Consider the following 23501-nt stretch of genomic DNA (forward strand, 5'->3'; position numbering starts at 1 on the left):
GATCCTCTCTGAAACCACAAGCGTTTGGCGCAGTTTGTGCTTTGACTTAGAGGTCAACAAATCACGACGCACAATAGCGTCACAGGGAGCCGGCATGCTGGAAAAGCTGTTTCAACTCAAAGCCCACAACACCAATGTGCGCACCGAGATTCTCGCGGGGATCACCACCTTCCTGGCCATGGCCTACATCCTGTTCGTGAACCCGAGCATCCTCGGCGAGACCGGCATGGACAAGGGCGCGGTGTTTGTCGCCACCTGCCTGGCGGCCGCCATCGGTTCGACCGTGATGGGCCTGATCGCCAACTACCCGATTGCCCTGGCACCGGGCATGGGCCTCAACGCCTTCTTCACCTACACCGTGGTCCTGCACATGGGCCACACCTGGCAGGTGGCGCTGGGCGCGGTATTCATTTCGGCGGTGCTGTTTTTCCTGCTGTCGATCTTCCGCATTCGTGATTGGATCATCAACGCCATCCCGCTGCCGCTGCGCTCGGCGATTGCCGCCGGCATCGGCCTGTTCCTGGCGCTGATCGCCCTGCATAACGCCGGTATCGTGGTGAGCAACCCGGCCACCATGGTGGGCCTGGGCGACCTGAAACAACCGGCGCCGATCCTGGCCACCTTGGGTTTCGTGCTGATCGTCGCGCTGGAAGCCCTGGCCGTACGCGGCGCGGTGCTGATCGGCATCCTGGCGGTGACAGTTGCCTCCATCGTCCTGGGTTTCACGCCTTTCATCGGTGTGACCTCGGTACCGCCGTCCCTGGCGCCGACCTTCCTGCAGCTGGATATCAAGGGCGCGCTGGACATCGGCCTGGTCAGCGTGATCTTCGCCTTCCTGTTCGTTGACCTGTTCGACAACTCCGGCACCCTGATCGGCGTCGCCAAGCGCGCCGGCCTGATGGGCAAGGACGGCCATATGCCGAAAATGGGCCGCGCGCTGATTGCCGACAGCACCGCCGCCATGGCCGGCTCCCTGCTGGGCACCTCGACCACCACCAGCTACATCGAATCGGCTGCAGGCGTGAGCGCCGGTGGCCGGACCGGCTTGACCGCCATCGTGGTCGCGATTCTGTTTTTGCTGGCGCTGTTCTTCTCGCCATTGGCCGCCAGCGTGCCGGCCTATGCCACCGCGCCAGCCTTGCTGTTTGTGGCGGTGCTGATGAGCCAAGGCCTGGCCGAAATCGACTGGGACGACATTACGGTGGCAGCGCCGGTGGTGATCACCGCCCTGGCGATGCCCTTCACTTACTCCATCGCCAACGGCATCGCCTTCGGTTTCATCGCCTGGACCGCCATCAAGCTGCTTTCGGGCCGCTACCGTGAGCTGAACCCGGCACTGGTGATCCTATCGATCCTGTTCGTGATCAAGCTGGGCTGGTTCAACGCATGACTTTTGACGCCGCAAGCTACACCGCTCAACTGCAAGACAAGGTCACGCGCCTGCGTGACCTGCTGGCACCGTTCGACGCGCCTGAGCCGCAGGTCTTCGACTCGCCGCTGCAGCACTTCCGCCTGCGTGCGGAGTTCCGCCTGTGGCGCGAAGGCGGCGAGCGCCACTACGCGATGTTCTCCCAGGAGGACAAGCGCACGCCGATCCTCATCGAAGACTTCCCCATCGCCAGCCAGCGCATCAACCAGTTGATGCCGCAACTCAAGGCCGCCTGGCAAGCCAGCGCTGCCCTGAGCCACAAGCTGTTCCAGGTGGAGTTCCTCACCACCCTGGCCGGCGACGCGATGATCACCCTGTGCTATCACCGCCCGCTGGACGAACATTGGCACACCGCCGCGAACAAATTGGCCGCTGAGCTGAATGTGAGCATCATCGGCCGCTCCAAGGGCAAGCGCGATGTGATCGGCCACGACTACGTGGTGGAGAAACTCGACATCGGTGGGCGCACCTTCAGCTATCGCCAACCCGAAGGCGCGTTCACCCAGCCCAACGGCACGGTGAACCAGAAGATGCTCAACTGGGCCTACGAAGCGCTGGGCGATCGCCCGGACGATTTGTTGGAGCTGTACTGCGGCAACGGCAACTTCACCCTGCCGCTGGCGACCCGCGTGCGCAAGGTGCTGGCCACCGAGATCAGCAAGACCTCAGTGAATGCGGCCCTGAGCAACCTGGATGAAAATGGCGTGGATAACGTCAACCTGGTGCGCCTCTCTGCCGAAGAACTCACCCAAGCCCTGAACGAAGTGCGCCCGTTCCGCCGCCTGCACGGCATCGACCTGAAAAGCTACGAGTTCGGTAGCGTCTTCGTCGACCCGCCCCGCGCTGGCATGGACCCGGACACCTGCGAGCTGACCCGGCGCTTCGACAACATCCTGTACATCTCCTGCAACCCGGAGACGCTGGCGGCGAATATCGCGCAACTGCACGACACGCACCGGATCACCCAGTGTGCAATGTTTGACCAGTTCCCGTGGACGCACCATATGGAGTCGGGCGTGTTGCTGACCCGTCGATAAACCTGTGGGTTGTAGGAGCGAGCTTGCTCGCGAAAAACGTCAACGATAACGCGTGCTTCCTGGATGAACGCGGTGCCTGTGGGGTTTTCGCGAGCAAGCTCGCTCCTACTGTTTATTCAAGTGTCTGTTGTCTCTGGGGGCTGCGGTACTTCCTTGCGTGGCCGGCCACCCTTCTTGCCATTGGCCCGGGCCGCTGCGGTCTTGGCCGCGCTGCTTTTGCGACCATTGCGCGATGCCACCAGGCTGGTTGCCAGGTCCATCAGCGGCTGGCTTGTAGCGATCAACCCTGTGATCGAAACATCCAGGTCCTGCGCTTCACAGCTAATCGCCTTGCCACCGAACGTCACTTCCAGTTGCTGGAAATCCTTCTCTGAAAACCCTTCGAACTCCGGCAGGCCAGCCACCGGCAACACAACGCGGCTGCCATCGCTGAAGCCAATGGAGAGGCAATCGTTTTCATAACGTACGTTACTGGCGTTGGCGTACAGGCGTTTCAACCTGCGCCCTCGGGCGATTGCCTTGTCAACGTCGGCTTCAGTGAGAGGTACATAAGGTGTGACTTTGGCTTTTATGATTTTCATAAATTAATCCCCACGCAATCTGGCGCTCTTACCAGATTCAAAAAAATAGTCCGTTGCGCTATGACATCGTGCCTGGCGCTGGCGATGACATAGACGCCGTGTCGAATGACCAATCCTGGAACCAACTCACCAGCGTCCCAATTCCAGGAATGATTCTCCAGGCAAACCGTCTGCAGTTTTTCCCACCAGATCCTGCGTGCCCGCGCCAAGTAGTGCCGCTGCATGATCGCCCCGCGTATCTCCTTCAGAAGTGCTGCGGGTGGCCGCCTCCGTTCAGGCTCTACATCCCACAACTCAACTTCCCCATCCAGGAAACTGAAACGAAACCGCGCATCCCATCCCTTGCCCCTGACATGCACATGGGGCGGGCAATGCTCATCCCTGATAAACACCGAAATGACATAGCCTTTGTAAGCACCTACTCTCATCGTAACCCATCCGTTAGGTTATTTTCCGTCAGGTAACAATTTCCCTCTGCCACCCGACAACCGGCTCCTATTCCCGAAGCTGTTTCACAGATTAGTAACCACAAAAAACCCGGCGAATGCCGGGTTGTAACCAGTGATGCCAACGACTGGAACGACCCGGCCAATGCTCGAAAGTCCTCCTCGTTCAGCAACCTCGCGCAATACTTCAACCGAATGCACGTCAGCCGGTGATCCAGCAATTGCATTGATTAAACGTTCGATCACCGAACAGATCCGCAGCCATCCATTGACCAAATTAACCAACCAGTACATTTTGACTCCACAACCAATAAGAACTGTGGAGAAGCCTCTATGCCGCCCATCGTGCTGGTGCTCAACGGCCCCAATCTCAACCTGCTCGGCACCCGCGAGCCTGCCACTTATGGCCATGAAACCCTGGCCGACATTGCCGCCCTGTGTGGTCGCAGCGCCGACAAGCTCGGGCTGAAGATCGAGTTTCGCCAGACCAACCACGAGGGCGAATTGCTCGACTGGATCCACGGCGCCCGCAACCGCTGCGCGGGTATTGTGATCAACCCGGCGGCCTGGACTCACACTTCGGTCGCGATCCGCGATGCCCTGGTGGCCAGTGAAGTGCCGGTGATCGAAGTGCATTTATCCAACGTGCATGCCCGTGAAGCCTTTCGTCATCACTCGTTTGTGTCACCGATCGCTCAGGCCGTGCTGGCCGGGTTTGGCAGCCATGGCTACCACCTGGCACTGGAACATTTCAGCCTGACGCTGAAGGGACGCACCTGATGAAACCACGCATACTCGCGGGCCTGATCGGCGCCGGCATCCAGGCCTCACGCACACCGGCACTGCATGAGCAGGAAGGCGACGCCCAGGGCTTGCGCTACCTGTATCGCCTGATCGACCTGGAGCCGCTGCACCTGGACCTCAACGCCCTGCCGGAATTACTACGGGCCGCCGAGCTGATGCACTTCACCGGGCTGAACATTACTTACCCGTGCAAGCAGGCGATCCTGCCGTTGCTCGATGAACTTTCCGATGAGGCCCGGGGCATTGGCGCGGTCAACACCGTGGTGTTCAAGGACGGCAAGCGCATTGGCCATAACACCGACTGCCTGGGGTTCGCCGAAGGCTTTCGGCGCAACTTGCACAACGTACCGCGCCAACGCGTGGTGCAGATGGGCGCCGGTGGTGCGGGCGCGGCAGTGGCCCATGCACTGTTGGCAGAAGGCGTGGAGTACTTGAGCATCTTCGATGTCGACCGCACTCGCGCCCAGGACCTTGTGGATAACCTTGCCCAGCAGTTCGGCATCGGTCGCGCTCAGGTCGGCAGCCACTTGGAAAATGCCATGGCCGAGGCCGATGGCCTGGTGAACACCACGCCGATGGGCATGGCCAAGCTGCCCGGCACGCCTGTGCCTGCGGCGTTGTTGCGGGCTGAATTGTGGGTGGCGGAAATTGTGTACTTCCCGCTGGAAACCCAACTGCTGCGCGACGCGCGCGCCTTGGGTTGCCGTACCCTGGATGGCGGCAATATGGCGGTGTTTCAGGCGGTGAAGGCGTTTGAGTTGTTCAGCGGCGAAGTGGCGGATGCAGACAGGATGCTGGCGCACTTCCAGAGCATGAATATCTAGGGATGCAACCCCATCATGATCGTTCCCACGCTCTGCGTGGAAACGCCTCACGTGACGCTCCGCGTCACGACTTTGACAGCAGACGCAGAGCGTCCATGTCGGCATTCCCAGGCAGAGCGTGGGAACGATCAGTTCTCAGGCTTGCAGGTAGCGCAACACCGACTCGCAAATCATTTCCCGATGGCGCTGCTTGATCGCCTCATCCGACAGCTCGATCTGGAAAATCTCGCTGAAGGTGTGCCGGTTGGACACCCGGTAGAAACTGAACGAGTTGATCAGCAAGTGCACATCCAGCGGCTCCAGCCCTTCGCGAAACAGCCCCAGCTCAGCCCCGCGGCGCAAGGTCTCCCCCAACCCTTCCAGGATTTTGCTGTTCATCGCCTTGATGGTCTCGGTGCGCTTGACGTACTCGGCGTTGTGGATATTTTCGATGCTGACGATGCGCACGAAATCCACGTTCTGGTCGTGGTGATCGAAGGTGAACTCCACCAACCGGCGAATCGCCTCACGCGGCTCCAGGGCGGTGAGGTTCATGCGGGTTTCGGTGTTGCGGATATCGCCGTAGAGCTTCTCCAATACCTCGACGTATAACTGCTCCTTGCTGCCGAAGTAGTAATAGATCATGCGCTTGGAAGTGTGGATGCGCTCGGCGATGGCGTCTACGCGAGCGCCGGCCAGGCCCTGTTGAACAAACTCGACAATGGCTTCCTGGAGAATATTCTCCCGGGTCTTTTCCGGATTGTTCTTGCGACTCTTGCGCGGTGCGTCAGCTACCGCGGGGAGATCGGGACTCGAGGTCATGGTGCGCTCACGGCCATTGTTGTGCAGGCGCTGATTATGGGCCGCGGCGCTCCCCGAAGGAAGCACCTGCCTTGCGGTTATAGCCGAGCCTGGCGTACCGCCCCACTGCGCGACTTGGCCATCGCCGCCAGACGCACCGCCACGTTGGCAGCGCCGTAGCCGGCATAGCCATTCTTGCGCTGGATGATCTCGAAGAAAAACCGCCCCTCGAACGCCTCGGTGTACACATGAAACAACTCACCGCCCTGGGCGTCGCGGTCGTACAGCACGTTGTAATACGCCAACTCACTGAGGAACTCATCGTCGAAATCGAAGCGTGCCGCCAGGTCGTCGTAATAGTTGAGCGGGATATCCAGCAACGGCACACCGGCCTCTTTGGCCCGGCGTACCTCGGCGAAAATATCCGCGCAATCGAAGGCAATGTGGTGCACGCCCGAACCGCGATAGCTGGAGAGCGCGTGGGAAATCGCCGTGTTGCGGTTTTCGGAGATATTCAACGGCAGGCGAATCGAACTGCAACGGCTGCGCAACGCACGGCTTTTCACCAGGCCGTAGGGGTCGGGCAGGACCACTTCGTCATCGGCTTCGAAATCCAGCAGGCTTTTGTAGAACAACACCCAACTGTCGAGGCTGTCGGCCGGCAGCGCCATGGCCATATGGTCGATGCGCAGCAAGCCGCCACTGGCGGGTGCAGCCGTTTGCAGGTTGAAATCGGTGTCGTACAGCCCGCCTTCGCTGGGGTCGACCAGGTAAATCAGGCTGCCATCCGGTGCACGCACGGCGGCCAATTCCAGCTCGTTGGGGCCGACCAGGCCGCGATAAGGCTGGCCCTTGTAGGCCACCGCCCGCTCCAGGGCCTTGGCACTGTCCTTGACCCGAATTGCCGTGGCGCACAGCGACGGGCCGTGGGCCTCGAAAAAGTTGTGGGCGAAGGAATAGGGTTCGCAGTTGAGGATCAGGTTGATGTCACCCTGGCGCAACAGGCTCACATTCTTGGAGCGATGCTGGCCGGCCCTGGCGAAACCCAGGCGCTCCAACCAGTGGGTCAGTTTGGCGCCGAGGCTCTCATCCACGGCAAATTCAAGAAACTCGATACCGTCGTATTCGCTGGCCGCCGGAGTTTCAAACAGGATATCCACGTGCGCAGCGGGGGCTTCTTGCGCCAGGCGCTGGCGGGTTTTTTCTTCCAGGTACAACAGTGACCGCAAGCCATCCGCCGCATTCGCGCGGGTCGGCGCAGCACGGAAACCGTCATTGAAAATTTCCAGGGACAACGGCCCGGTGTAGCCACTCTGGATGATCGGCGCGAGAAAGCCCGCCAGGTCAAACTCGCCCTGCCCCGGAAAGCAGCGGAAATGCCGGCTCCACTCCAGCACATCCATGGCCAGGATCGGCGCGTCGGCCATTTGCACAAAGAAAATCTTGTCGCCGGGGATCTGCGCGATGCCACTCGGGTCGCCCTTGAGCGACAAGGTGTGGAAGCTGTCGAGCAACACACCGAGGCTTGGGTGATCGACCTGGCGCACCAGGTTCCACACCTGCTGCCAGGTGTTCACATGCTTGCCCCAGGCCAACGCTTCATAGCCGATGCGCAGGCCGCGCTTGCCCGCGTGTTCGGCCAGCAGGCTCAGGTCATCGAGCAGAATGCGTTCGTCACCCACGCTGTCGGCCGAGGCATTGCTGCACACCAATACCAGATCGGTGCCCAGTTCCTGCATCAAATCGAATTTGCGTTCGGCACGCTCCAGGTTGCGTGCCAGGCGATCACGGCGGCAGCCTTCGAAGTCGCGAAACGGCTGGAACAGGGTGATGGCGATGCCGAGGTCGGCGCACATCTGCCGGACTTCCCGAGGGCTGCCGTCGTAATACAACAAGTCGTTCTCAAAGATCTCCACCCCCTCAAACCCGGCGGCGGCGATGGCTTCGAGTTTTTCCGGCAGGGTGCCGCTCAAGGACACAGTGGCAATAGAACGTTGCATGGAAGACTCCCGGCAATTGTTGTTTGTGGCAAATTATTCGCCCCCAGCCTACAGGCAGCAATTAAAATGTACGAACCGGTTAGTTTTTGGTGCGATTATCGAACACTAAGCCTCTTTGGCGAATTGACGACTTTTTAACCACTGCGCACCATCGACCGGGCAATTCGTTCACGTAACAAAGACCCAGAACACACCATAAGAATTTCAAAAAACGGGTACAAACCTCATGCCTCTGCAAAATTCAGCCCTGGCCGCGCGCCCGGGCAACCCGCACGCCGGCATCGGCGACAAGATCCGCGGTGCCCTGGCCGTGGGTAAAACGCGCTGGGGCATGCTGGCCCTGGTGTTCTTCGCCACCACCTTGAACTACATCGACCGCGCCGCCTTGGGCGTGATGCAACCGATCCTCGCCAAGGAAATGAGCTGGACGGCGATGGACTACGCCAACATCAACTTCTGGTTCCAGGTCGGCTACGCCATCGGCTTTGTGCTGCAAGGCCGCTTGATCGACCGGGTCGGCGTCAAGCGCGTGTTCTTCTGCGCCGTGCTGCTGTGGAGCCTGGCCACCGGCGCCCATGGCCTGGCCACCTCGGCGGTCGGCTTTATGGTCTGCCGGTTTGTCCTCGGGCTGACCGAAGCCGCCAACTACCCGGCCTGCGTCAAGACCACACGCTTGTGGTTCCCGGCGGGTGAACGGGCAGTGGCCACCGGCATCTTCAACGCCGGCACCAACGTCGGCGCGATGATGACGCCCATGCTGCTGCCGTTGATCCTGCACGTGTGGGGCTGGCAGGCAGCGTTCCTGTGCATGTCGGCACTCGGCGGTATCTGGCTGGTGCTCTGGAGCTTGAAGTACTACAACCCGGAAGACCACCCCACCGTTAAACAATCCGAACTGGACTACGTGCAACAGGAAGTCGAGCCGGAACAACCCCGCGTGCCGTTCAGCCGCATCCTGCGCATGCGCGGCACCTGGGCCTTCGCCCTTGCCTACTCGCTCACTGCGCCGGTGTTCTGGTTCTACCTGTATTGGCTGCCGCCGTTCTTGAACCAGCAATACAACCTGGGCATCAACGTGACCCAGATGGGCATTCCGCTGATCATCATTTACCTCACCGCCGACTTTGGCAGCGTGGGCGGTGGGATCCTGTCGTCATTCCTGATCGGCCGTGGGATGAACTCGATCAAGGCGCGGCTGTTGTCGATGTTGCTGTTCGCCTGCTGCATCGTCGGCGTGATCATGGCGGCCGGCTCCAGCCAGCTGTGGGTCGCGGTGTTCGCCATCTCCCTGGCCATCGGCGCGCATCAGGCCTGGACCGCCAACATCTGGAGCCTGGTGATGGACTACACGCCCAAGCACATGATGAGCACGGTGTTCGGCTTCGGCGGCATGTGCGCGGCCATCGGCGGCATGTTCATGACCCAGATCGTCGGCCATATCCTCACGGTGACCAACAACAACTACACGGTGTTGTTCACCCTGATCCCGGCGATGTACTTCATCGCACTGGTGTGGATGTACTTCATGGCGCCGCGCAAGATCCCCACGGTAGACGTTTAACTAACGCCGCCGCTGCTGCCAGGCAGCGGCCAACCCGCTCATGCAGATCACCCCGATACCCACCACCGTGGTCATATCGGGGGTATGGCTGAACACCAGCCAGCCCAACAACCCCGCAAACACGATCTGGCAATAGCCAAACGGCGCCAGCAAGGCCGGCGCCGCGAAGCGGAACGCCTGGGTGAGCATCAGGTGCGCGGTCATCCCGCAGGTGCCCAGCGCCAGCATCATCACCGCGTGCCACAACGTCGGCACTTGCCAGAAGAACGGCACCATCGCACTCATCACCAAGGTGTTGCACAGGCCGGCGAAGAAGTTGCTGGTAGTCGGGCTGTCGTATTGGCTGAGGATGCGCGTGAGCAACTGGTAGAAGCAGAAGAACAGCGCCGAGCACAGCGGCAGCAGTACCGCCGGGGTAAACAGCTCGCCGCCGGGGTGGATAATGATCACCACGCCGATAAACCCGCAGATCACCGCCAGCCACTGGCCACGGGTCACGTGCTCACCGAGCAACGGCACCGACAGCGCCGTCACCAGGATCGGCGCAAGGAAGTTCACCGCTGTAGCTTCGGCCAACGGGATGTAATGCAGCGCTGTGGTGAAGAACAGGCTGGTGCCCAACAGGCATAACGCCCGCACCACCTGCATGCCCGGCCGCTTGCTGCGCAACACGCGCAAGCCCGATTGCGGCAGGAAGATCCCGGCCATCAGCAAGGTGTGCACCATGTACCGCGCCCACACCACCATCACGATCGGGTAAAACCCGGCCAGGTATTTGGACAAGGCGTCGTGGCTGGAGAACAGGAACGTCGCCAGCACAATCAGCAGGATGCCTTTGAACGGATGGTTGACGCCGGAGAGCGGGGTACTGACAGTCATTGAATTCTCTTGTGTGGCGAGCGGGACGCTGAGCGCTGAACCAAGTCGCGCTCAACCCGGTAATCTAGCAGCCGGGCCGGAGTCTGCCCCAAGAGCATAACCAAACACTGGGCGAACAGCGCACTAAATCGATGGATCCGAGTCCAACGCTGCACGCTCGCCCCGGCGTTGCACACTTTTTAACCAAGGCCTTGCCGCTATGAAAAAAATCCTCTTTGCCCTGTCTGCCCTCGCCCTGCTCGCCGCCTGCGATAAAACCCCGAAAGAAGCCCCCAAGCCCGCGCCCGCCTCCGTGCAAGCGACTCTGGTGCCCGAAACCCCGCCCACCGATAAATGGGTCGGCAAGTGGGTCGGCGTCGAAAGCTTGCACCTGACCATCGCCAAGGACGACAGCATTGGCCGCGGCCACTACCTTCTCACCATGCAATATGGCCTGGACGCCGATGACGCCGGCACCTTCAAAGGTGAGGCCGCTGAAGACGGCATCGCCTTCACCCGCCCCGACGGCCCGCAGCTGTTGCGCGCTGGCGATGGCGCCGCCACCGGTTTGAAGTGGCTGGCGGATAAAAAAGACTGCCTGATCGTTGCCACTGGCGAAGGCTATTGCCGTTAATACCGGCCATAATCAATCACGGTTAGCACACAGAGGATTGCTCCCATGCTATGGAAAAAAGGCCGACGCAGCGACAACGTGGTGGATGCCCGTAACGACAGTGGCGGCGGCGGTGGCGGTATGCGCTTCGGCGGCGGCAAGGGCCTGAGCCTCACGGCCATCGTGCTGATCGTCGGCATTGGCTGGCTGACCGGCCAGGACCCGATGCAGATTCTTGGCCAATTGACCGGCCAGATGGAACAGGCGCCGTCGGTCAGCACCCAGCCGCGTCAAGCGCCGCCAGCCAACGATGAGCAAGCCGACTTTGTGCGCGCCGTGCTGGGCGATACCGAAGACACCTGGGGCCAGGTGTTCCAGGAAAATGGGTTGGCCTATAAGAACCCGAAACTGATCCTGTTCCGTGGCCGGGTCAACTCTGCCTGTGGTGGCGCCACCTCAGCCAGCGGCCCGTTCTACTGCCCGGCTGACCAGCAGGTGTACCTGGACCTGGATTTTTTCCGGGAAATGTCGCAACGCTTCCAGGCCGCCGGTGATTTCGCCCAGGCCTACGTGATCGCCCACGAAATCGGGCACCACGTACAAACGTTGCTGGGCATCTCGTCCAAGATCCAGGCAGCGCGCCAACAGGGTCGGCAGATGGAAGGCGACGGTGGCCTGCTGGTTCGCCAGGAACTGCAAGCCGATTGCTTTGCCGGCGTGTGGGCCAACCATGCGCAAAAACGCCTGAACTGGCTGGAACCCGGTGATATCGAAGAGGCCCTGAACGCAGCCAATGCCATCGGCGATGACCGCTTGCAGCAACAGGGCCAGGGGCGCGTGGTACCAGACTCGTTCACCCACGGCACCTCGGCCCAGCGCGTGCGCTGGTTCAAGACCGGCTTCGCCCAGGGCCAGATCACTCAATGCGATACCTTCGCGGCCAAGAGTCTCTAAATGATCAAACGATTGGGGTTGCTGCTGGGTGTGCTCGTGTCCTGTTGCACCTTCGCGGCTGAACAAGGCGTCAAGGTGGTCAGCCCCGATCGCTTTCATCTGGAGGCCGGCGACCTCAGCCTGGGCCTGAGCCAAAACTGGGGCCAGCCGCTGCCCAAGGTCACGCGCGCATTGATCATCGTGCATGGCCGTCTGCGCAATGCACAAACCTACCTGCAAAGCGGCATCGACGCCGCCGAGCATGCCGGGGTGGTCGGCAGTACGCTGGTGATCGCGCCGCAGTTTCTCAATCAAGCCGACGTGAAGCGCAATCACCTGGGCCACGAGGTAGTGCGTTGGAAGGGTAACGACTGGATGGCCGGCGAAGCGTCCACCGGCCCAGGGCAGATCAGCTCTTATGGCGCTCTGGACCAGATCATCAAGCACTTGGGCAACCGCAAACTGTTCCCGGCACTGAAAGAAATCGTGGTCGCCGGGCATTCCGGTGGCGGCCAAGTGGTGCAGCGCTTCGCCCTCACCGGCCACGACCACCCATTGCTCAATTCCGAGGGCATCCGCCTGCGGTATGTGGTGGCCAACCCGTCGTCCTATGCTTACTTCAGCCCGCAACGCCCGGTGACGTTCGACATTGCCAATTGCCCAGGCTTCAACGACTGGAAGTACGGCATGCAAAACCTGCCGAATTACGTGGGTGACCGAGGTGCCCAACAACTGGAACAAGACTACGTCTCACGCGACATCACTTACCTGTTGGGCCAGCAGGACACCGACCCCAACCACCCGGCATTGGATAAAAGCTGCGAAGCCGAAACCCAGGGTGCGTATCGACTGCTTCGTGGCCACAACTACTTTGACTACCTCAAGCAGCGGCATCCGCAGTTGGGCCACCGGCTGGTAGAAGTGCCGGGGGTGGGGCATGACGGGGATAAGATGTTTACCTCGCCAGAGGGAGAAAAGGTACTGTTCGCTCAGTAGCACCTGAAGGAACCCCATCAAAATGTGGGAGCTGGCTTGCCTGCGATGACGGACTGTCAGTTGATAAAGTGTCAGCTGACCCACCGCTATCGCAGGCAAGCCAGCTCCCACATTTGCTCTCTGTCGCCCGGCTTAGATCATTCGGCGCAACGCCGCACAATCCTCGGCGTGCCAATCCGCCAATTCCGGCCAAGGGTTCTCCGGCAAGTTCACCAACACCGTCTTGGTGCCCGCTGCCCGGCCACAATCCAGGTCAAAGCGATAATCCCCCACCATCACCATTTCGCGGGGTGCTACGTCCCAAGCCGCCGCCAGTTTCAGCAACCCACCGGGATCCGGCTTGTGCGGCGCATCATCGCGCCCCAGCACATCCTCAATGGCAAAGCAGTCCGCCAGGCCTATCGCCTCCAGGGTGATATGGGCCAGCTCCCGCGCATTGCGGGTCAGGATCCCCAAGCGATAACCGCGCCCGGCCAATTCGCGTACCAGTTCCACCGCGCCTTGCGCCGCCACCGAACCCAGGGCCAGCTCGCGCTCGTGCTCCAGCAACCAGGCGTGCTTGGCCGCTGCAACCGGCGCCGGCAAAGCCGCCAGGTGCGTGAGGATGTCGTCTTCGGGTGGAATGTCCAGCGCCACACGGATCGCGGCAAAATCATGCACCGCCACCGTGAGGGTGCCGTCCATGTCGAACACCCAGTGCCTAACGTCGCCGAGGCTCATGCCCAATCCTTGCGATGGCGGATCAAACCTTCCTGGGTCACCGACGCCACCAGTTGCCCGGCGCGGTTGTACACGCTGCCCCGGGAGAAACCCCGGGAGTTGCCAGCCCACGGGCTGTCCATGGCGTACAGCAACCAGTCATCGGCACGCAGGTCGGCGTGGAACCACAGCGCGTGATCGAGGCTGGCGACCTGCATGTCTTTCTGCCACACGGTCTTGCCATGGGGCAGCAACGAGGTGGTCAACAGGCCGAAGTCCGAGGCGTAGGCCAACAGGTATTTATGCAACGCCGGCGTGTCCGCCAAGGCACCGTCGGCACGAAACCACACGTACTTGACTGGGTCGGACGGCTGCGGGTTGAACGGGTCTTTTTCGGTGACCGGGCGCACTTCGATGGGCTTGGGGCACAGCAGCTTGTCGCGCATGTGCTCGGGGATCAGGTGCGCACGTTGCTGGGTCAGCTCCAGCTCCGACGGCAGGTTTTCCGGGCCCACTACCACCGGCATGGTGGTCTGGTGCTCGAAGCCTTGTTCGTCGTACTGGAACGAGGTCGTGCAGGTGAAGATCGGATTGCCCTTTTGAATCGCGGTGACACGACGCGTGCTGAAACTGCCACCGTCGCGCACGCGGTCCACCGAATACACCACCGGCAACGCGGCATCGCCAGGGCGCAGGAAATAACCGTGCAGGGAATGCACATGCCGCGCTTCTTCTACGGTCTGGCTGGCCGCCGACAGCGACTGGCCGAGCACTTGGCCGCCGAACAGTTGGCGAAAGCCCAGGTCCTGGCTGCGGCCGCGAAAGAGGTTTTCCTCGATCGGCTCCAGGGTCAGCAAGTCCACCAGATCTTCCAATACTTGGCTCATTGAAACTCTCCTCAAAGCAAAACGGTATCCACCTGTAGGAGCGAGCTTGCTCGCGAAGGTCGTTAACGATGACGCAGCGCTTCTGGTTTACCGCAGCGCTCTTGCGTTCTTCGCAAGCAAGCTCGCTCCTACGGGTTTCTGTTGAGCATGACCGCCTGCTTATCCGTGCAGCGTGTCCAACCATTGGGCGCGGGTGATGCGGTACAAAACATGCGGGCGCAGCGGGTCACCGGCTGCGACTTTCGGGTGTTCAAAATCTGCCTGCGGATCGTAATGCATACCGATGGCCTGCATGACTTTTTGTGAGGGCAGATTGGCTTCAGTGGTGAAGGCCAGGATTTCGTCCAGTTGCAAGCGGTCAAAACCACAGCGCAACGCCGTCCAGGCCGCCTCACTGGCATAACCCAGGCCCCAATGTTCGCGGGCCAGGCGCCAGCCGATCTCCACCGCTGGGGTAAAGCCGGCTTCGAAGCTGACATTCGCAAGGCCCGTCAGGCCGATAAATTCACCGGTGTCCTTGCGCTGCAAAGCCCAGAACCCAAAGCCATATTCAGCAAAATGCCCGCGAATCCGGCCGATCAACGCTGCGCTCTCCAAGTGGCTCAATTGAGCCGGGAAGTAACGCATTACCTGCGGGTCGGCGCACATGCGCGCAAAGTCCGGCAGGTCGCTGTCGCGCCATTGGCGCAGCACCAAGCGTGCACTTTCCAATTCCAGTATCGGCTCCATGGGTCCCCCCTGCCTTGCCATGTGCGTGAGTGTACAGCGCTGTTAAGATCCGTCGCAGGTTCCCGTCAGAAAATCCCATGCCCTTGCCATTGATCTACCACGAAGACTACAGCCCTGAGTTCCCGGCGGACCACCGGTTCCCCATGGACAAGTTTCGCCTGTTGCGTGACCACCTGGTGGACAGCGGCCTCACCGAAGACAGCCAATTGCTGCGCCCGCCGCTGTGCCCGGCAGACATTTTGGCCCTGGCCCATGAACCTGGGTATATCGAACGCTACATGAGCGGCGAACTGTCCCGCGAAGACCAACGCCGCCTCGGCCTGCCGTGGAGCGAAGCCCTGGCCCGGCGCACGGTGCGTGCGGTGGGCGGCTCGATCCTGGCCGCCGAACAGGCCCTAGAACATGGCCTGGCCTGCCATTTGGCGGGCGGCACCCACCATGCCCATTACGATTATCCGGCGGGTTTCTGCATTTTTAATGACCTGGCGGTGATCAGCCATTACCTGTTGGCCAACGGCCGGGTCAATCGCGTGCTGATCTTCGATTGCGACGTACACCAGGGTGACGGCACCGCACGCATCCTGCACGACACGCCGGACGCCATCACCGTGTCGCTGCACTGCGAAAAGAACTTCCCGGCACGCAAGGCCCAGAGCGACTGGGACATCCCGCTGCCCATGGGTATGGGCGATGCCGACTACCTCAAGGTGGTGGATGACGCGCTCAACTACCTGCTGCCGCTCTACCAGCCGGACCTGGTGCTGTACGACGCCGGCGTGGATGTGCACAAGGACGACGCCCTTGGTTACCTCAAGCTGACAGACAAAGGCGTCGCCGCCCGTGATGAAAGCGTGATGCGCCACTGCCTGGGCCGCGACATACCGGTGATGGGCGTGATCGGTGGCGGCTATAGCAAGGACCGCCCCGCCCTCGCCCGCCGCCACGGCATCCTGCACCACAGCGCGCAGCGGGTATGGACGTCATCAGGCTGTCATTGAGTTGTGGGCGTTACCCACAATGCCTGTGGAACGGCCTGTGGATAACTTGAGCGTAAGCGGCTACAAGCGTTTGACCGCATGGCCTGTAGGAAAGTGTACGTTTTTTGATCAGGCAGCGGCGTCGTGGTCGGGTAGAATGCTCGACCTATTCACATCACCGTAGCCCTGCCCATGCCTCAGACTTCTGCCCACCACGTCTCCATTATTGGCGGCGGCCCCGCCGGGCTGATGGCCGCCGAAGTCTTGAGCCAGGCTGGCGTGCGCGTGGACCTGTACGACGGCATGCCGTCGGTGGGGCGCAAGTTCCTGCTGGCAGGCGTGGGCGGCATGAACATCACCCACTCCGAGGCTTACCCGGCGTTCCTGTCGCGCTACGGCGAACGCGCGCCGCACATGGCGCCGCTGCTGCGCAGCTTTGGCGCCGAGGCGTTGTGCGAATGGATCCATGGCCTGGGTATCCAGACCTTTGTCGGCACCTCCGGCCGCGTATTTCCTACCGATATGAAAGCCGCGCCACTGCTGCGCGCCTGGCTCAAGCGTCTGCGGGAGCAAGGTGTGGTTATCCACACCCGTCATCGTTGGACGGGTTGGAATGACAAGGGCGATTTACTTATCCACAGCCCGGACGGCGAAAAAGTTGTCCACAGCGACGCCGTGCTGCTGGCCCTGGGCGGCGGCAGCTGGTCGCGATTGGGCTCCGACGGCGCATGGCTCAACCTGTTTGAAGGCAGAGGCCTGCCCTATGTGAGGCTGCAACCGAGCAACTGCGGGTTTGAAGTGTCGGCATGGAGCGAGTTGATGGTCAGCAAATTCGCTGGCGCGCCGTTGAAAAACGTCGCCATTGGCCTGGGGGATGACAAACCTCGGCTGGGCGAATGCGTGATCACTGCCACCGGTATCGAAGGCAGCTTGATTTACGCCTTATCGGCGCCGATTCGCGAAGCGATCAACCGCGACGGTGCGGCCACGGTGCATATCGATTTGCTGCCCAGCAAGCCGCTGGACAAGGTGCAGGCCGCATTGGCCAAGCCCCGTGGCTCGCGGTCGATGAGCAAGCATTTGCACAGTCAGCTGGGGTTGGATGGCGTGAAAGCGGCGTTGTTGCGCGAGCTGACGCCTGCTGAACACTTCACCGACCCGGCGCAATTGGCGGTGGATATCAAGGCGTTGCCGCTGACGTTGGTGAAAACGCGGCCGATGGATGAGGCGATCAGCACGGCGGGTGGTGTGCCGTTTGAAGCGCTGGATGAGCGGTTGATGCTCAAGCCGTTGCCTGGGGTGTTTTGTGCGGGGGAAATGCTCGATTGGGAAGCGCCGACCGGTGGGTATTTGCTGACCGGGTGTTTTGCCAGTGGCCGGGCGGCTGGGCTGGGGATGTTGGAATGGCTCCAACGCTGATCGTTCCCACGCCTGCGTGGGGATGCCGCCAGGGACGCTCTGCGTCCAGCTTTAGGTTCGTGACGCAGAGCGTCACAGGATGCGCTCCCACGCGGAGCGTGGGAACGATCAAATGCTCAAGCCATTGCCTGGGGTGTTTTGTGCGGGGGAAAGGCTCGATTGGGAAGCGCCGACCGGTGGGTATTTGCTGACCGGGTGTTTTGCCAGTGGCCGGGCGGCTGGGCTGGGGATGTTGGAATGGCTCCAACGCTGATCGTTCCCACGCTCTGCGTGGGGATGCCGCCAGGGACGCTCTGCGTCCCGCTTTAGGTTCGTGACGCAGAGCGTCACAGGATGCGTTCCCACGCGCGTGGGAACGATCAATCACTTCTTCTTACGCGGCCCAGTGTTAAAAACCGGCACCTTGCGCACCGGCTTGATCGAAGGCTCAGCCGGGGCTACTTCCCCACTGTCCACCCACTTGCCCAGGTTGCGCTTGCCGCCACCGCCGGACGCCTTCGGCTTCTTCGGCTTTTTCGGTTTCTTCACCACCTGCCCGCTGGCATCGGTGTCCGGCACGCGGTGCTCCGGCTCGAACTCCGGTTCCATTTTGCGGGTGAGGGTCTGGCGGGTCAGCATCTCGATGGCCGAGAGCATGTTCACCTCATCGGCACACACCAGGGAAATCGCCTCACCGGTGTTGCCCGCACGCCCGGTACGGCCGATACGGTGGATGTAGTCCTCGGCCACGATCGGCAGGTCGAAGTTGACCACCAGCGGCAGGTCTTCGATATCCAGGCCACGGGCCGCCACATCGGTGGCCACCAGGATTTGCACTTCGCTGGCCTTGAAGCGGTCCAGTGCGCGTTGGCGGGTGGCTTGGGGTTTGTCGCCATGAATACCGTCGGCGTTGATCCCCAGGCCCTGCAACTTGTCCACCAGCGCATCCACGCCGTTGCGGGTCTTGGCGAACACCAGCACTTGCTTCCAACGGCCCTTGCGCATCAGGTGCACAAACAGCTCCGGCTTGCGCTTCTTGTCCACCGGCACCACCCACTGCTTGACGGTGTTGGCGGCAACGTTGCGCGGGCTGACTTCGATGCTCAGCGGGTCGTTGAGCATCTGCCCGGCCAGCAGGCGAATGTCATCGGAGAAGGTCGCGGAGAACAACAGGGTCTGGCGCTTTTTCGGCAGCATGCGATAAATGTTGGCAAGCTCTTCGGAGAAGCCCAGGTCGAGCATGCGGTCGGCTTCATCCAGCACCAGGGTTTGCAGCTGGTTGAGCTTCAGCGCGTTCTGGCGGAACAGGTCGATCAGGCGGCCAGGGGTGGCGACCAGAATGTCGACGCCTTTGCGCAGCTTCATCATCTGCGGGTTGATGCTCACGCCGCCGTACACCGCGTAAGTGGTCAGCGGCAGGTGTTGGGCGTACTCGGCAACGCTGGCATGAACCTGCTCGGCCAGTTCACGGGTGGGGCACAGGATCAGCGCACGCGCCGAGTTGGCGGCGACTTTCGGCCCTTCCATGGTCAGCAGTTGCAGCAGCGGCAAGGCGAAACCTGCGGTCTTGCCGGTGCCGGTCTGGGCCGCGGCCATCAGGTCGCGACCGGCCAGCACTGCCGGAATGGCTTGCGCCTGCACCGGCGTCGGGGTCTGGTAGCCAAGCGTCTCAAGGGCGCGCAGCAAGGGTTCGATCAGGCCAAGGGTGGCGAAAGTCATGTAGTTACCGTAGGAAAAATTCAGCGCAAGGGCGTAATGCGCGGCAGTTTACCTTATTTCGGGTTTGGGCTTGCGCCATTGGGGCAGGCTGATCAGCAACACCGCGCTTATGATCACCAGCATTGCCAGGGCTTCTTCCAGGCCGATGCTCTCACCCACGAACACAATCCCCAGCAACACGGCGACGGCCGGGTTCACATAGGCGTAGCTGGTCGCCGCCGCCGGGCGTACGTGCTTGAGCAGGTACATATAAGCGTTGAAGGCGATGATCGAGCCGAACACCGTGAGGTACGCCAGGGCCAGCCAGCCTTCCAGCGGCGGCATGGCCTGCAGGTGCTCGCCGGACAGCGCGCTGACGATCAGCAGCGCCACACCGGCCACGAGCATTTCCGCGGCGCTGGCCATGGCGCCTTGGGGCAGCGGCAAGTGGCGGCTCCACACCGAGCCGAAGGCCCAGGACGCCGCCGCCATCAACAGCAACACCGCGCCCAGTGGGCTCGACTGCAAGGTACTGCCCATGTTGAGCATGGCGATGCCGATGATCCCCAGCAGCACGCCTGCCCATTCCAACCGCGTATTACGCGCGCCCCAGAAAAACCCACACAGCAAGGTAAACAGCGGCACCGTCGCCACCGCCAGCGCCGCCACGCCGGACGACACGCCCATATGTTCCGCCACGCTGACGCCACCATTGCCCACGGTGAGCAACAAAATGCCGATCATCCCGGCCGCCTTCCACTGCGGCCAGGTCGGCGCCGGCACCCCGCGCCACCTGAGGAAGCCATACATCAATACCCCCGCCGTGCAAAACCGAATCCCCGCCAGCAACAGCGGCGGCCAGTACTCCACGCCGATACGAATCACCAGATAGGTGGAACCCCAGATCACATACAACGCAAAAAAGGCGGCGATCAACGGTAAGGGAAAGCGACGTGGGCCAGGCATTGGGCGGCTCTATGGCAGGAAATGGGAGACATATTCTAGAAACGAAGGTGGATAAACTTAAGTTACAAAACCTGTTTAAAACGCCAATACACTTCTCAAAGCATGGTTATCAAGGCTATAAACCGTGCTTTCGAAAGCCACGCGCAACCGGAGCCTTATCATGGACAAATACGACCGCATGCTCCTTAGCGCCCTGCTTGAAGATGGCCGTGCTTCCTACGCGCAACTGGCGCGCACCGTGAACCTTTCCGCACCCGCCGTGGCCGAACGCGTGGCCAAGCTTGAGGCCAGCGGCGTGATCACCGGCTACCAGGCCAAGGTGGATTTATCCAAAGTGGGCTTGCCGATTCAATGCGTGATTGAGTTGCGGCTGACCAACCATGGCAGCCAAAAGGTGTACGACGCCCTGGCGGAGATACCCGAACTGACCGAATGCCACCGCGTCACCGGCGACCCCTGCGTGATCATGCAAGCGGCGGTGGGCTCGATGCCCGAGTTGGAGAGCCTGATTAACCGCGTAGCGAAGTTTGGCTTCAGCAAGACCTCGATTATTTTGTCCAGCGCGATAGAGCGGCGGGTGCCGTTGGGGCAATTGGAAGCCAATGGGAAAAATGCTGGCTGAGCGATCGTTCCCACAGGGATCGCGTACTGCCCGAGCGACGCGGTCAACTGTGGGAGCTGGCTTGCCTGCGATGGCGTCAGTGGCCTCACCGAAGAGTCGAACGCTGGACGATCAAATCGACTATCTGCTCGATGGTCGTGATGTGATCCCAATCCTCCTGCGTCGCTTGCAGCTTGAACTGCCACTTGATCTGCATGACAAAGCAGGTCACGTCGTCATCAATGATGTCGAAGTCATGGATGAAATCGGTGTGCTCCGTCACTTCGCTTCGGTCGATAAAACCGATGATATCCACGAACAGCTGGATCACTTTTTCGCTGATGTCGGCTCTGGCCAGGCTACCTTCCATTTCTCGCCTCATAGGCACACTTACCAATACTGACCAGGTCAAAGACTGCAAGCCCGGCAGCGACGAAGGGCATGCCTCGCCCGATGATGCCAAATACCCGCACCGTGCCAAACGTTGCCTTTGCCATTCTGTCCATGGTGGGTTGCCTGATCAACGTACGAGGGAAAAAGCGCATTCCGATCAGGCTAGCCAGGTTCGTGGTTTTGCTGGAGCCGACGTGAACCCAAGCACCCACCGCAATTTTGCTTATGGGTATGCCCGCCGCGTCAGTGATCACTGTGGCTGCCGTGAGGCCGTAGTGTTGCTGTGTACATTTCCAGAGTTCATCAAACGTCGTATCGGGCGCAACGGGGTCAGCGTGAATCGGCTTGAGTAACTGGTAATGAGGGCCATGACTCCAACCTGGCAAACTCGGCAACACCATGACTGCCGGGCAGCTTGTCATCGTGTTGCCCACATGAAACGCCATGCTTGAACTGGAACCCAGATCAATGCCATTTGATTCAAGTTCCAACTTGCTTCGCATGATCGCTGTATGAAGGTCGCTTTCCTGCATGTTCTTTGTCCCTGTGCGTGAATGACACACAGAATGGTAGGTCGCAGTAAAACGTGATGGATGAGTAAAGAAGAAAACCAGAAAGGTCCTAACTCATAGCCGGATTTGACCTACCGACCATTCAGCGCTCAGGTGCCTTGTTTGCGTCGGATTCGGTAGCCAGTCTCGCCCTGTCATCGAATGCTTGGTGACCGGACGTGCAAGTCCGACGCCCAGGCCCACGCATCGGACGGAGTGATGAGATGCGTTGGGTGGAGATGGCGAAGGGGATGGTGGGCCAGGCGTTGGAGTGCCCACAGCCTCGATAAACGACGCATAACCCAAGTGTGAGCCGGGCTTGCCCGCGATAGCGGAGGGTCAGGCAACAAATGGCTGGCTGATACGCCGCTATCGCAGGCAAGCCAGCGCCCACATGGGAACTCCAGTGTTCTTGAGGCAGTAGCCGGATCAGAACCCGCGCTGTTTGCTGATCGTTCCCACGCTCTGCGTGGGAATGCCGCCCTGGGCGCTCTGCGTCCGCTCTTAAAGTCGTGACGCGGAGCGTCTCCAGATGCATGCCCACGCGGAGCGTGGGGACGATCAAACGACGCATAACCCCTGTGGGAGCCGGGCTTGCCCGCGATAGCGGAGGGTCAGGCAATAAATGGCTGGCTGATACACCGCGATCGCAGGCAAGCCAGCGCCCACATGGGAACTCCAGTGTTCTTGAGGCAGTAGCCGGATCAGAACCCGCGCTGTTTGCTGATCGTTCCCACGCTCTGCGTGGGAATGCCGCCCTGGGCGCTCTGCGTCCGCTCTTAAAGTCGTGACGCGGAGCGTCACCAGATGCATGCCCACGCGGAGCGTGGGGACGATCAAACGACGCATAACCCCTGTGGGAGCCGGGCTTGCCCGCGATAGCGGAGGGTCAAGCAATAAATGGCTGGCTGATACGCCGCTATCGCAGGCAAGCCAGCGCCCACATGGGAACTCCAGTGTTCTTGAGGCAGTAGCCGGATCAGAACCCGCGCTGTTTGCTGATCGTTCCCACGCTCTGCGTGGGAATGCCGCCCTGGGCGCTCTGCGTCCACTCTTAAAGTCGTGACGCGGAGCGTCACCAGATGCATGCCCACGCGGAGCGTGGGGACGATCAGCGCCAGGCCTTAAAACCCGCGATGTTTCTTCAGGTGCTCATTGATCTTCGCGGCCGGCACTTTCTGCAAGGTGCACAGCAAGTCATGGGACAGCTCCCGCAAGCCATGAGTCTGGCGCAGTTCCTGGGCCAGGTGCGCTGTGAGGTTGGCGGCCATTTCCGCATCCGCCAGCGCCCGGTGAGCCTGGCCGGTGTGGGGCAGTTTGGCGTAGGTGTTGAGGGTGCCGAGCTTGTGGTTGGGCGCCGCCGGCATCAGGCGGCGGGCCAGCAGCAGGGAGCAGGCGAATTTCTGCAGGCGGGTGCGGCGGATCAGGCCCAGTTCAAAGTCCCAGAACTTCTGGTCGAACGCGGCGTTGTGCGCCATCAAGGGCGTGGTGCCGACGAACTCATTGACTTCGTTCATCACCCGTTCAGCCGGTGGCGCGCTGCGCAGCATGGCGTTGCTGATGCCGGTGAGCTGTTCGATAAACGCCGGTACGCGCACACCGGCGTTCATCAGGCTCTGGTAGCGGTCCACGATCTGCCCACGCTCGAGGATGACCACGCCAATCTCCGTGGCCCGGCAGTGGCTGCTGGGGGTGATGCCAGTGGTTTCAAAGTCGATGACCGCTATACGTTCCAAACCT

General features: G+C 61.1%; 25 protein-coding genes and 1 pseudogene. 12 read left to right on the plus strand and 14 right to left on the minus strand.

Features of this window, described 5'->3' with window-relative positions; all coding sequences use genetic code 11:
• Positions 1 to 94: 94 nt before the first annotated feature.
• Together APH41_RS06340 and trmA are read left to right on the plus strand one after the other, a co-directional pair.
• Positions 95 to 1390: an NCS2 family permease gene (locus APH41_RS06340; RefSeq protein ID WP_054918053.1), complete on the plus strand. Its 1296-nt coding sequence runs from the start codon at positions 95 to 97 to the stop codon at positions 1388 to 1390.
• Entirely contained in the window at positions 1387 to 2466 is a 1080-nt protein-coding gene (trmA, locus tag APH41_RS06345) for a tRNA (uridine(54)-C5)-methyltransferase TrmA (RefSeq protein ID WP_034126940.1), read from the plus strand. The genes APH41_RS06340 and trmA overlap by 4 nt, the downstream gene beginning before the upstream one ends.
• Before the next feature lie 116 nt (positions 2467 to 2582).
• On the opposite strand, the gene APH41_RS06350 is transcribed toward trmA, so the two are convergent.
• The 3 genes from APH41_RS06350 to APH41_RS28740 all read right to left on the minus strand — a co-directional run bounded on the left by APH41_RS06350 (position 2583) and on the right by APH41_RS28740 (position 3787).
• On the minus strand, positions 2583 to 3047 hold the full coding sequence (locus tag APH41_RS06350; RefSeq protein WP_034126939.1) for a DUF2442 domain-containing protein: 465 nt from the start codon (positions 3045 to 3047) through the stop codon (positions 2583 to 2585).
• Positions 3044 to 3475 carry a DUF4160 domain-containing protein gene (locus APH41_RS06355; protein WP_054918056.1) on the minus strand — a complete coding sequence of 144 codons (432 nt, stop codon included), beginning with the start codon at positions 3473 to 3475 and terminating at the stop codon, positions 3044 to 3046. Before APH41_RS06355 ends, APH41_RS06350 begins: the two co-directional genes overlap by 4 nt.
• Before the next feature lie 84 nt (positions 3476 to 3559).
• The gene (locus APH41_RS28740; protein ID WP_127881444.1) at positions 3560 to 3787 is read right to left on the minus strand and encodes a hypothetical protein; all 228 of its coding nucleotides are present in this window, start codon (positions 3785 to 3787) and stop codon (positions 3560 to 3562) included.
• A 39-nt stretch (positions 3788 to 3826) separates the two neighbouring features.
• On the opposite strand from APH41_RS28740, the gene aroQ reads away from it, so the two are divergent.
• Together aroQ and APH41_RS06365 are read left to right on the plus strand one after the other, a co-directional pair.
• Complete coding sequence (gene aroQ / locus APH41_RS06360) at positions 3827 to 4273, plus strand: type II 3-dehydroquinate dehydratase (protein WP_019818037.1); 447 nt, start codon at positions 3827 to 3829, stop codon at positions 4271 to 4273.
• The gene (locus APH41_RS06365; protein ID WP_054918058.1) at positions 4273 to 5121 is read left to right on the plus strand and encodes a shikimate dehydrogenase; all 849 of its coding nucleotides are present in this window, start codon (positions 4273 to 4275) and stop codon (positions 5119 to 5121) included. The genes aroQ and APH41_RS06365 overlap by 1 nt, the downstream gene beginning before the upstream one ends.
• A gap of 135 nt (positions 5122 to 5256) precedes the next feature.
• Here APH41_RS06365 and APH41_RS06370 read toward each other — a convergent pair whose 3' ends face one another.
• The gene (locus tag APH41_RS06370) at positions 5257 to 5922 is read right to left on the minus strand and encodes a TetR/AcrR family transcriptional regulator (RefSeq protein WP_014720036.1); all 666 of its coding nucleotides are present in this window, start codon (positions 5920 to 5922) and stop codon (positions 5257 to 5259) included.
• Positions 5923 to 5999: 77 nt separating this feature from the next.
• Positions 6000 to 7901: a 3-dehydroshikimate dehydratase QuiC gene (gene quiC, locus APH41_RS06375; protein ID WP_054918060.1), complete on the minus strand. Its 1902-nt coding sequence runs from the start codon at positions 7899 to 7901 to the stop codon at positions 6000 to 6002.
• 226 nt (positions 7902 to 8127) lie between these two features.
• Between quiC and APH41_RS06380 the strand changes: the two genes are divergently transcribed.
• Positions 8128 to 9462: an MFS transporter gene (locus APH41_RS06380; RefSeq protein WP_054918062.1), complete on the plus strand. Its 1335-nt coding sequence runs from the start codon at positions 8128 to 8130 to the stop codon at positions 9460 to 9462.
• Here the strand turns inward: APH41_RS06380 and APH41_RS06385 are convergent, their stop codons facing one another.
• On the minus strand, positions 9463 to 10341 hold the full coding sequence (locus APH41_RS06385) for a DMT family transporter (protein WP_003194370.1): 879 nt from the start codon (positions 10339 to 10341) through the stop codon (positions 9463 to 9465).
• Positions 10342 to 10540: 199 nt separating this feature from the next.
• Between APH41_RS06385 and APH41_RS06390 the strand changes: the two genes are divergently transcribed.
• Genes APH41_RS06390 through APH41_RS06400 form a run of 3 tightly spaced genes read left to right on the plus strand, consistent with a single transcriptional unit; the run spans position 10541 to position 12862 of the window.
• The gene (locus APH41_RS06390) at positions 10541 to 10954 is read left to right on the plus strand and encodes a lipoprotein (protein ID WP_054918064.1); all 414 of its coding nucleotides are present in this window, start codon (positions 10541 to 10543) and stop codon (positions 10952 to 10954) included.
• Between the two features lie 45 nt (positions 10955 to 10999).
• Positions 11000 to 11887: a neutral zinc metallopeptidase gene (locus APH41_RS06395; protein ID WP_014720040.1), complete on the plus strand. Its 888-nt coding sequence runs from the start codon at positions 11000 to 11002 to the stop codon at positions 11885 to 11887.
• Positions 11888 to 12862, plus strand: a complete 975-nt coding sequence (locus APH41_RS06400; RefSeq protein ID WP_054918066.1) for a hypothetical protein — start codon at positions 11888 to 11890, stop codon at positions 12860 to 12862.
• Positions 12863 to 12994: 132 nt separating this feature from the next.
• On the opposite strand, the gene APH41_RS06405 is transcribed toward APH41_RS06400, so the two are convergent.
• The 3 genes from APH41_RS06405 to APH41_RS06415 all read right to left on the minus strand — a co-directional run bounded on the left by APH41_RS06405 (position 12995) and on the right by APH41_RS06415 (position 15177).
• Positions 12995 to 13582: an HAD family hydrolase gene (locus APH41_RS06405; RefSeq protein WP_054918068.1), complete on the minus strand. Its 588-nt coding sequence runs from the start codon at positions 13580 to 13582 to the stop codon at positions 12995 to 12997.
• A complete protein-coding gene (gene tesB / locus APH41_RS06410; protein ID WP_014720043.1) occupies positions 13579 to 14448 on the minus strand; it encodes an acyl-CoA thioesterase II in 870 nt (289 codons plus the stop codon). The genes APH41_RS06405 and tesB overlap by 4 nt, the downstream gene beginning before the upstream one ends.
• A gap of 159 nt (positions 14449 to 14607) precedes the next feature.
• Positions 14608 to 15177, minus strand: a complete 570-nt coding sequence (locus APH41_RS06415; RefSeq protein WP_054896171.1) for a GNAT family N-acetyltransferase — start codon at positions 15175 to 15177, stop codon at positions 14608 to 14610.
• A gap of 77 nt (positions 15178 to 15254) precedes the next feature.
• Here APH41_RS06415 and APH41_RS06420 point away from each other — a divergent pair, with 77 nt between their 5' ends.
• The 3 genes and pseudogenes from APH41_RS06420 to APH41_RS27945 all read left to right on the plus strand — a co-directional run.
• A complete protein-coding gene (locus APH41_RS06420; protein ID WP_054918070.1) occupies positions 15255 to 16175 on the plus strand; it encodes a histone deacetylase in 921 nt (306 codons plus the stop codon).
• A 171-nt stretch (positions 16176 to 16346) separates the two neighbouring features.
• Positions 16347 to 17573 carry a TIGR03862 family flavoprotein gene (locus APH41_RS06425; RefSeq protein ID WP_054918072.1) on the plus strand — a complete coding sequence of 409 codons (1227 nt, stop codon included), beginning with the start codon at positions 16347 to 16349 and terminating at the stop codon, positions 17571 to 17573.
• Between the two features lie 124 nt (positions 17574 to 17697).
• A pseudogene (locus APH41_RS27945) lies at positions 17698 to 17826 on the plus strand (aminoacetone oxidase family FAD-binding enzyme); the annotation flags it as partial.
• A 110-nt stretch (positions 17827 to 17936) separates the two neighbouring features.
• Here the strand turns inward: APH41_RS27945 and APH41_RS06430 are convergent.
• On the minus strand, positions 17937 to 19271 hold the full coding sequence (locus APH41_RS06430; RefSeq protein ID WP_054918074.1) for a DEAD/DEAH box helicase: 1335 nt from the start codon (positions 19269 to 19271) through the stop codon (positions 17937 to 17939).
• A 48-nt stretch (positions 19272 to 19319) separates the two neighbouring features.
• The gene (gene yedA, locus APH41_RS06435) at positions 19320 to 20216 is read right to left on the minus strand and encodes a drug/metabolite exporter YedA (protein ID WP_034126930.1); all 897 of its coding nucleotides are present in this window, start codon (positions 20214 to 20216) and stop codon (positions 19320 to 19322) included.
• Between the two features lie 160 nt (positions 20217 to 20376).
• Between yedA and APH41_RS06440 the strand changes: the two genes are divergently transcribed.
• Positions 20377 to 20838, plus strand: a complete 462-nt coding sequence (locus APH41_RS06440) for an Lrp/AsnC family transcriptional regulator (protein WP_054918076.1) — start codon at positions 20377 to 20379, stop codon at positions 20836 to 20838.
• Positions 20839 to 20923: 85 nt separating this feature from the next.
• Here the strand turns inward: APH41_RS06440 and APH41_RS06445 are convergent, their stop codons facing one another.
• The 3 genes from APH41_RS06445 to APH41_RS06455 form a co-directional block, all read right to left on the minus strand.
• Positions 20924 to 21187, minus strand: coding sequence for a hypothetical protein (locus APH41_RS06445; RefSeq protein WP_054918078.1), 264 nt, complete (start codon positions 21185 to 21187; stop codon positions 20924 to 20926).
• Positions 21177 to 21743 carry a hypothetical protein gene (locus APH41_RS06450; RefSeq protein WP_054918081.1) on the minus strand — a complete coding sequence of 189 codons (567 nt, stop codon included), beginning with the start codon at positions 21741 to 21743 and terminating at the stop codon, positions 21177 to 21179. The genes APH41_RS06445 and APH41_RS06450 overlap by 11 nt, the downstream gene beginning before the upstream one ends.
• Before the next feature lie 1142 nt (positions 21744 to 22885).
• Positions 22886 to 23497 carry a PolC-type DNA polymerase III gene (locus APH41_RS06455; protein WP_032895195.1) on the minus strand — a complete coding sequence of 204 codons (612 nt, stop codon included), beginning with the start codon at positions 23495 to 23497 and terminating at the stop codon, positions 22886 to 22888.
• Between the last annotated feature and the right edge of the window lie 4 nt (positions 23498 to 23501).

The sequence above is a fragment of the Pseudomonas sp. NBRC 111138 genome (assembly GCF_001320835.1).
Taxonomy (GTDB): Bacteria; Pseudomonadota; Gammaproteobacteria; order Pseudomonadales; family Pseudomonadaceae; genus Aquipseudomonas; species Aquipseudomonas paracarnis.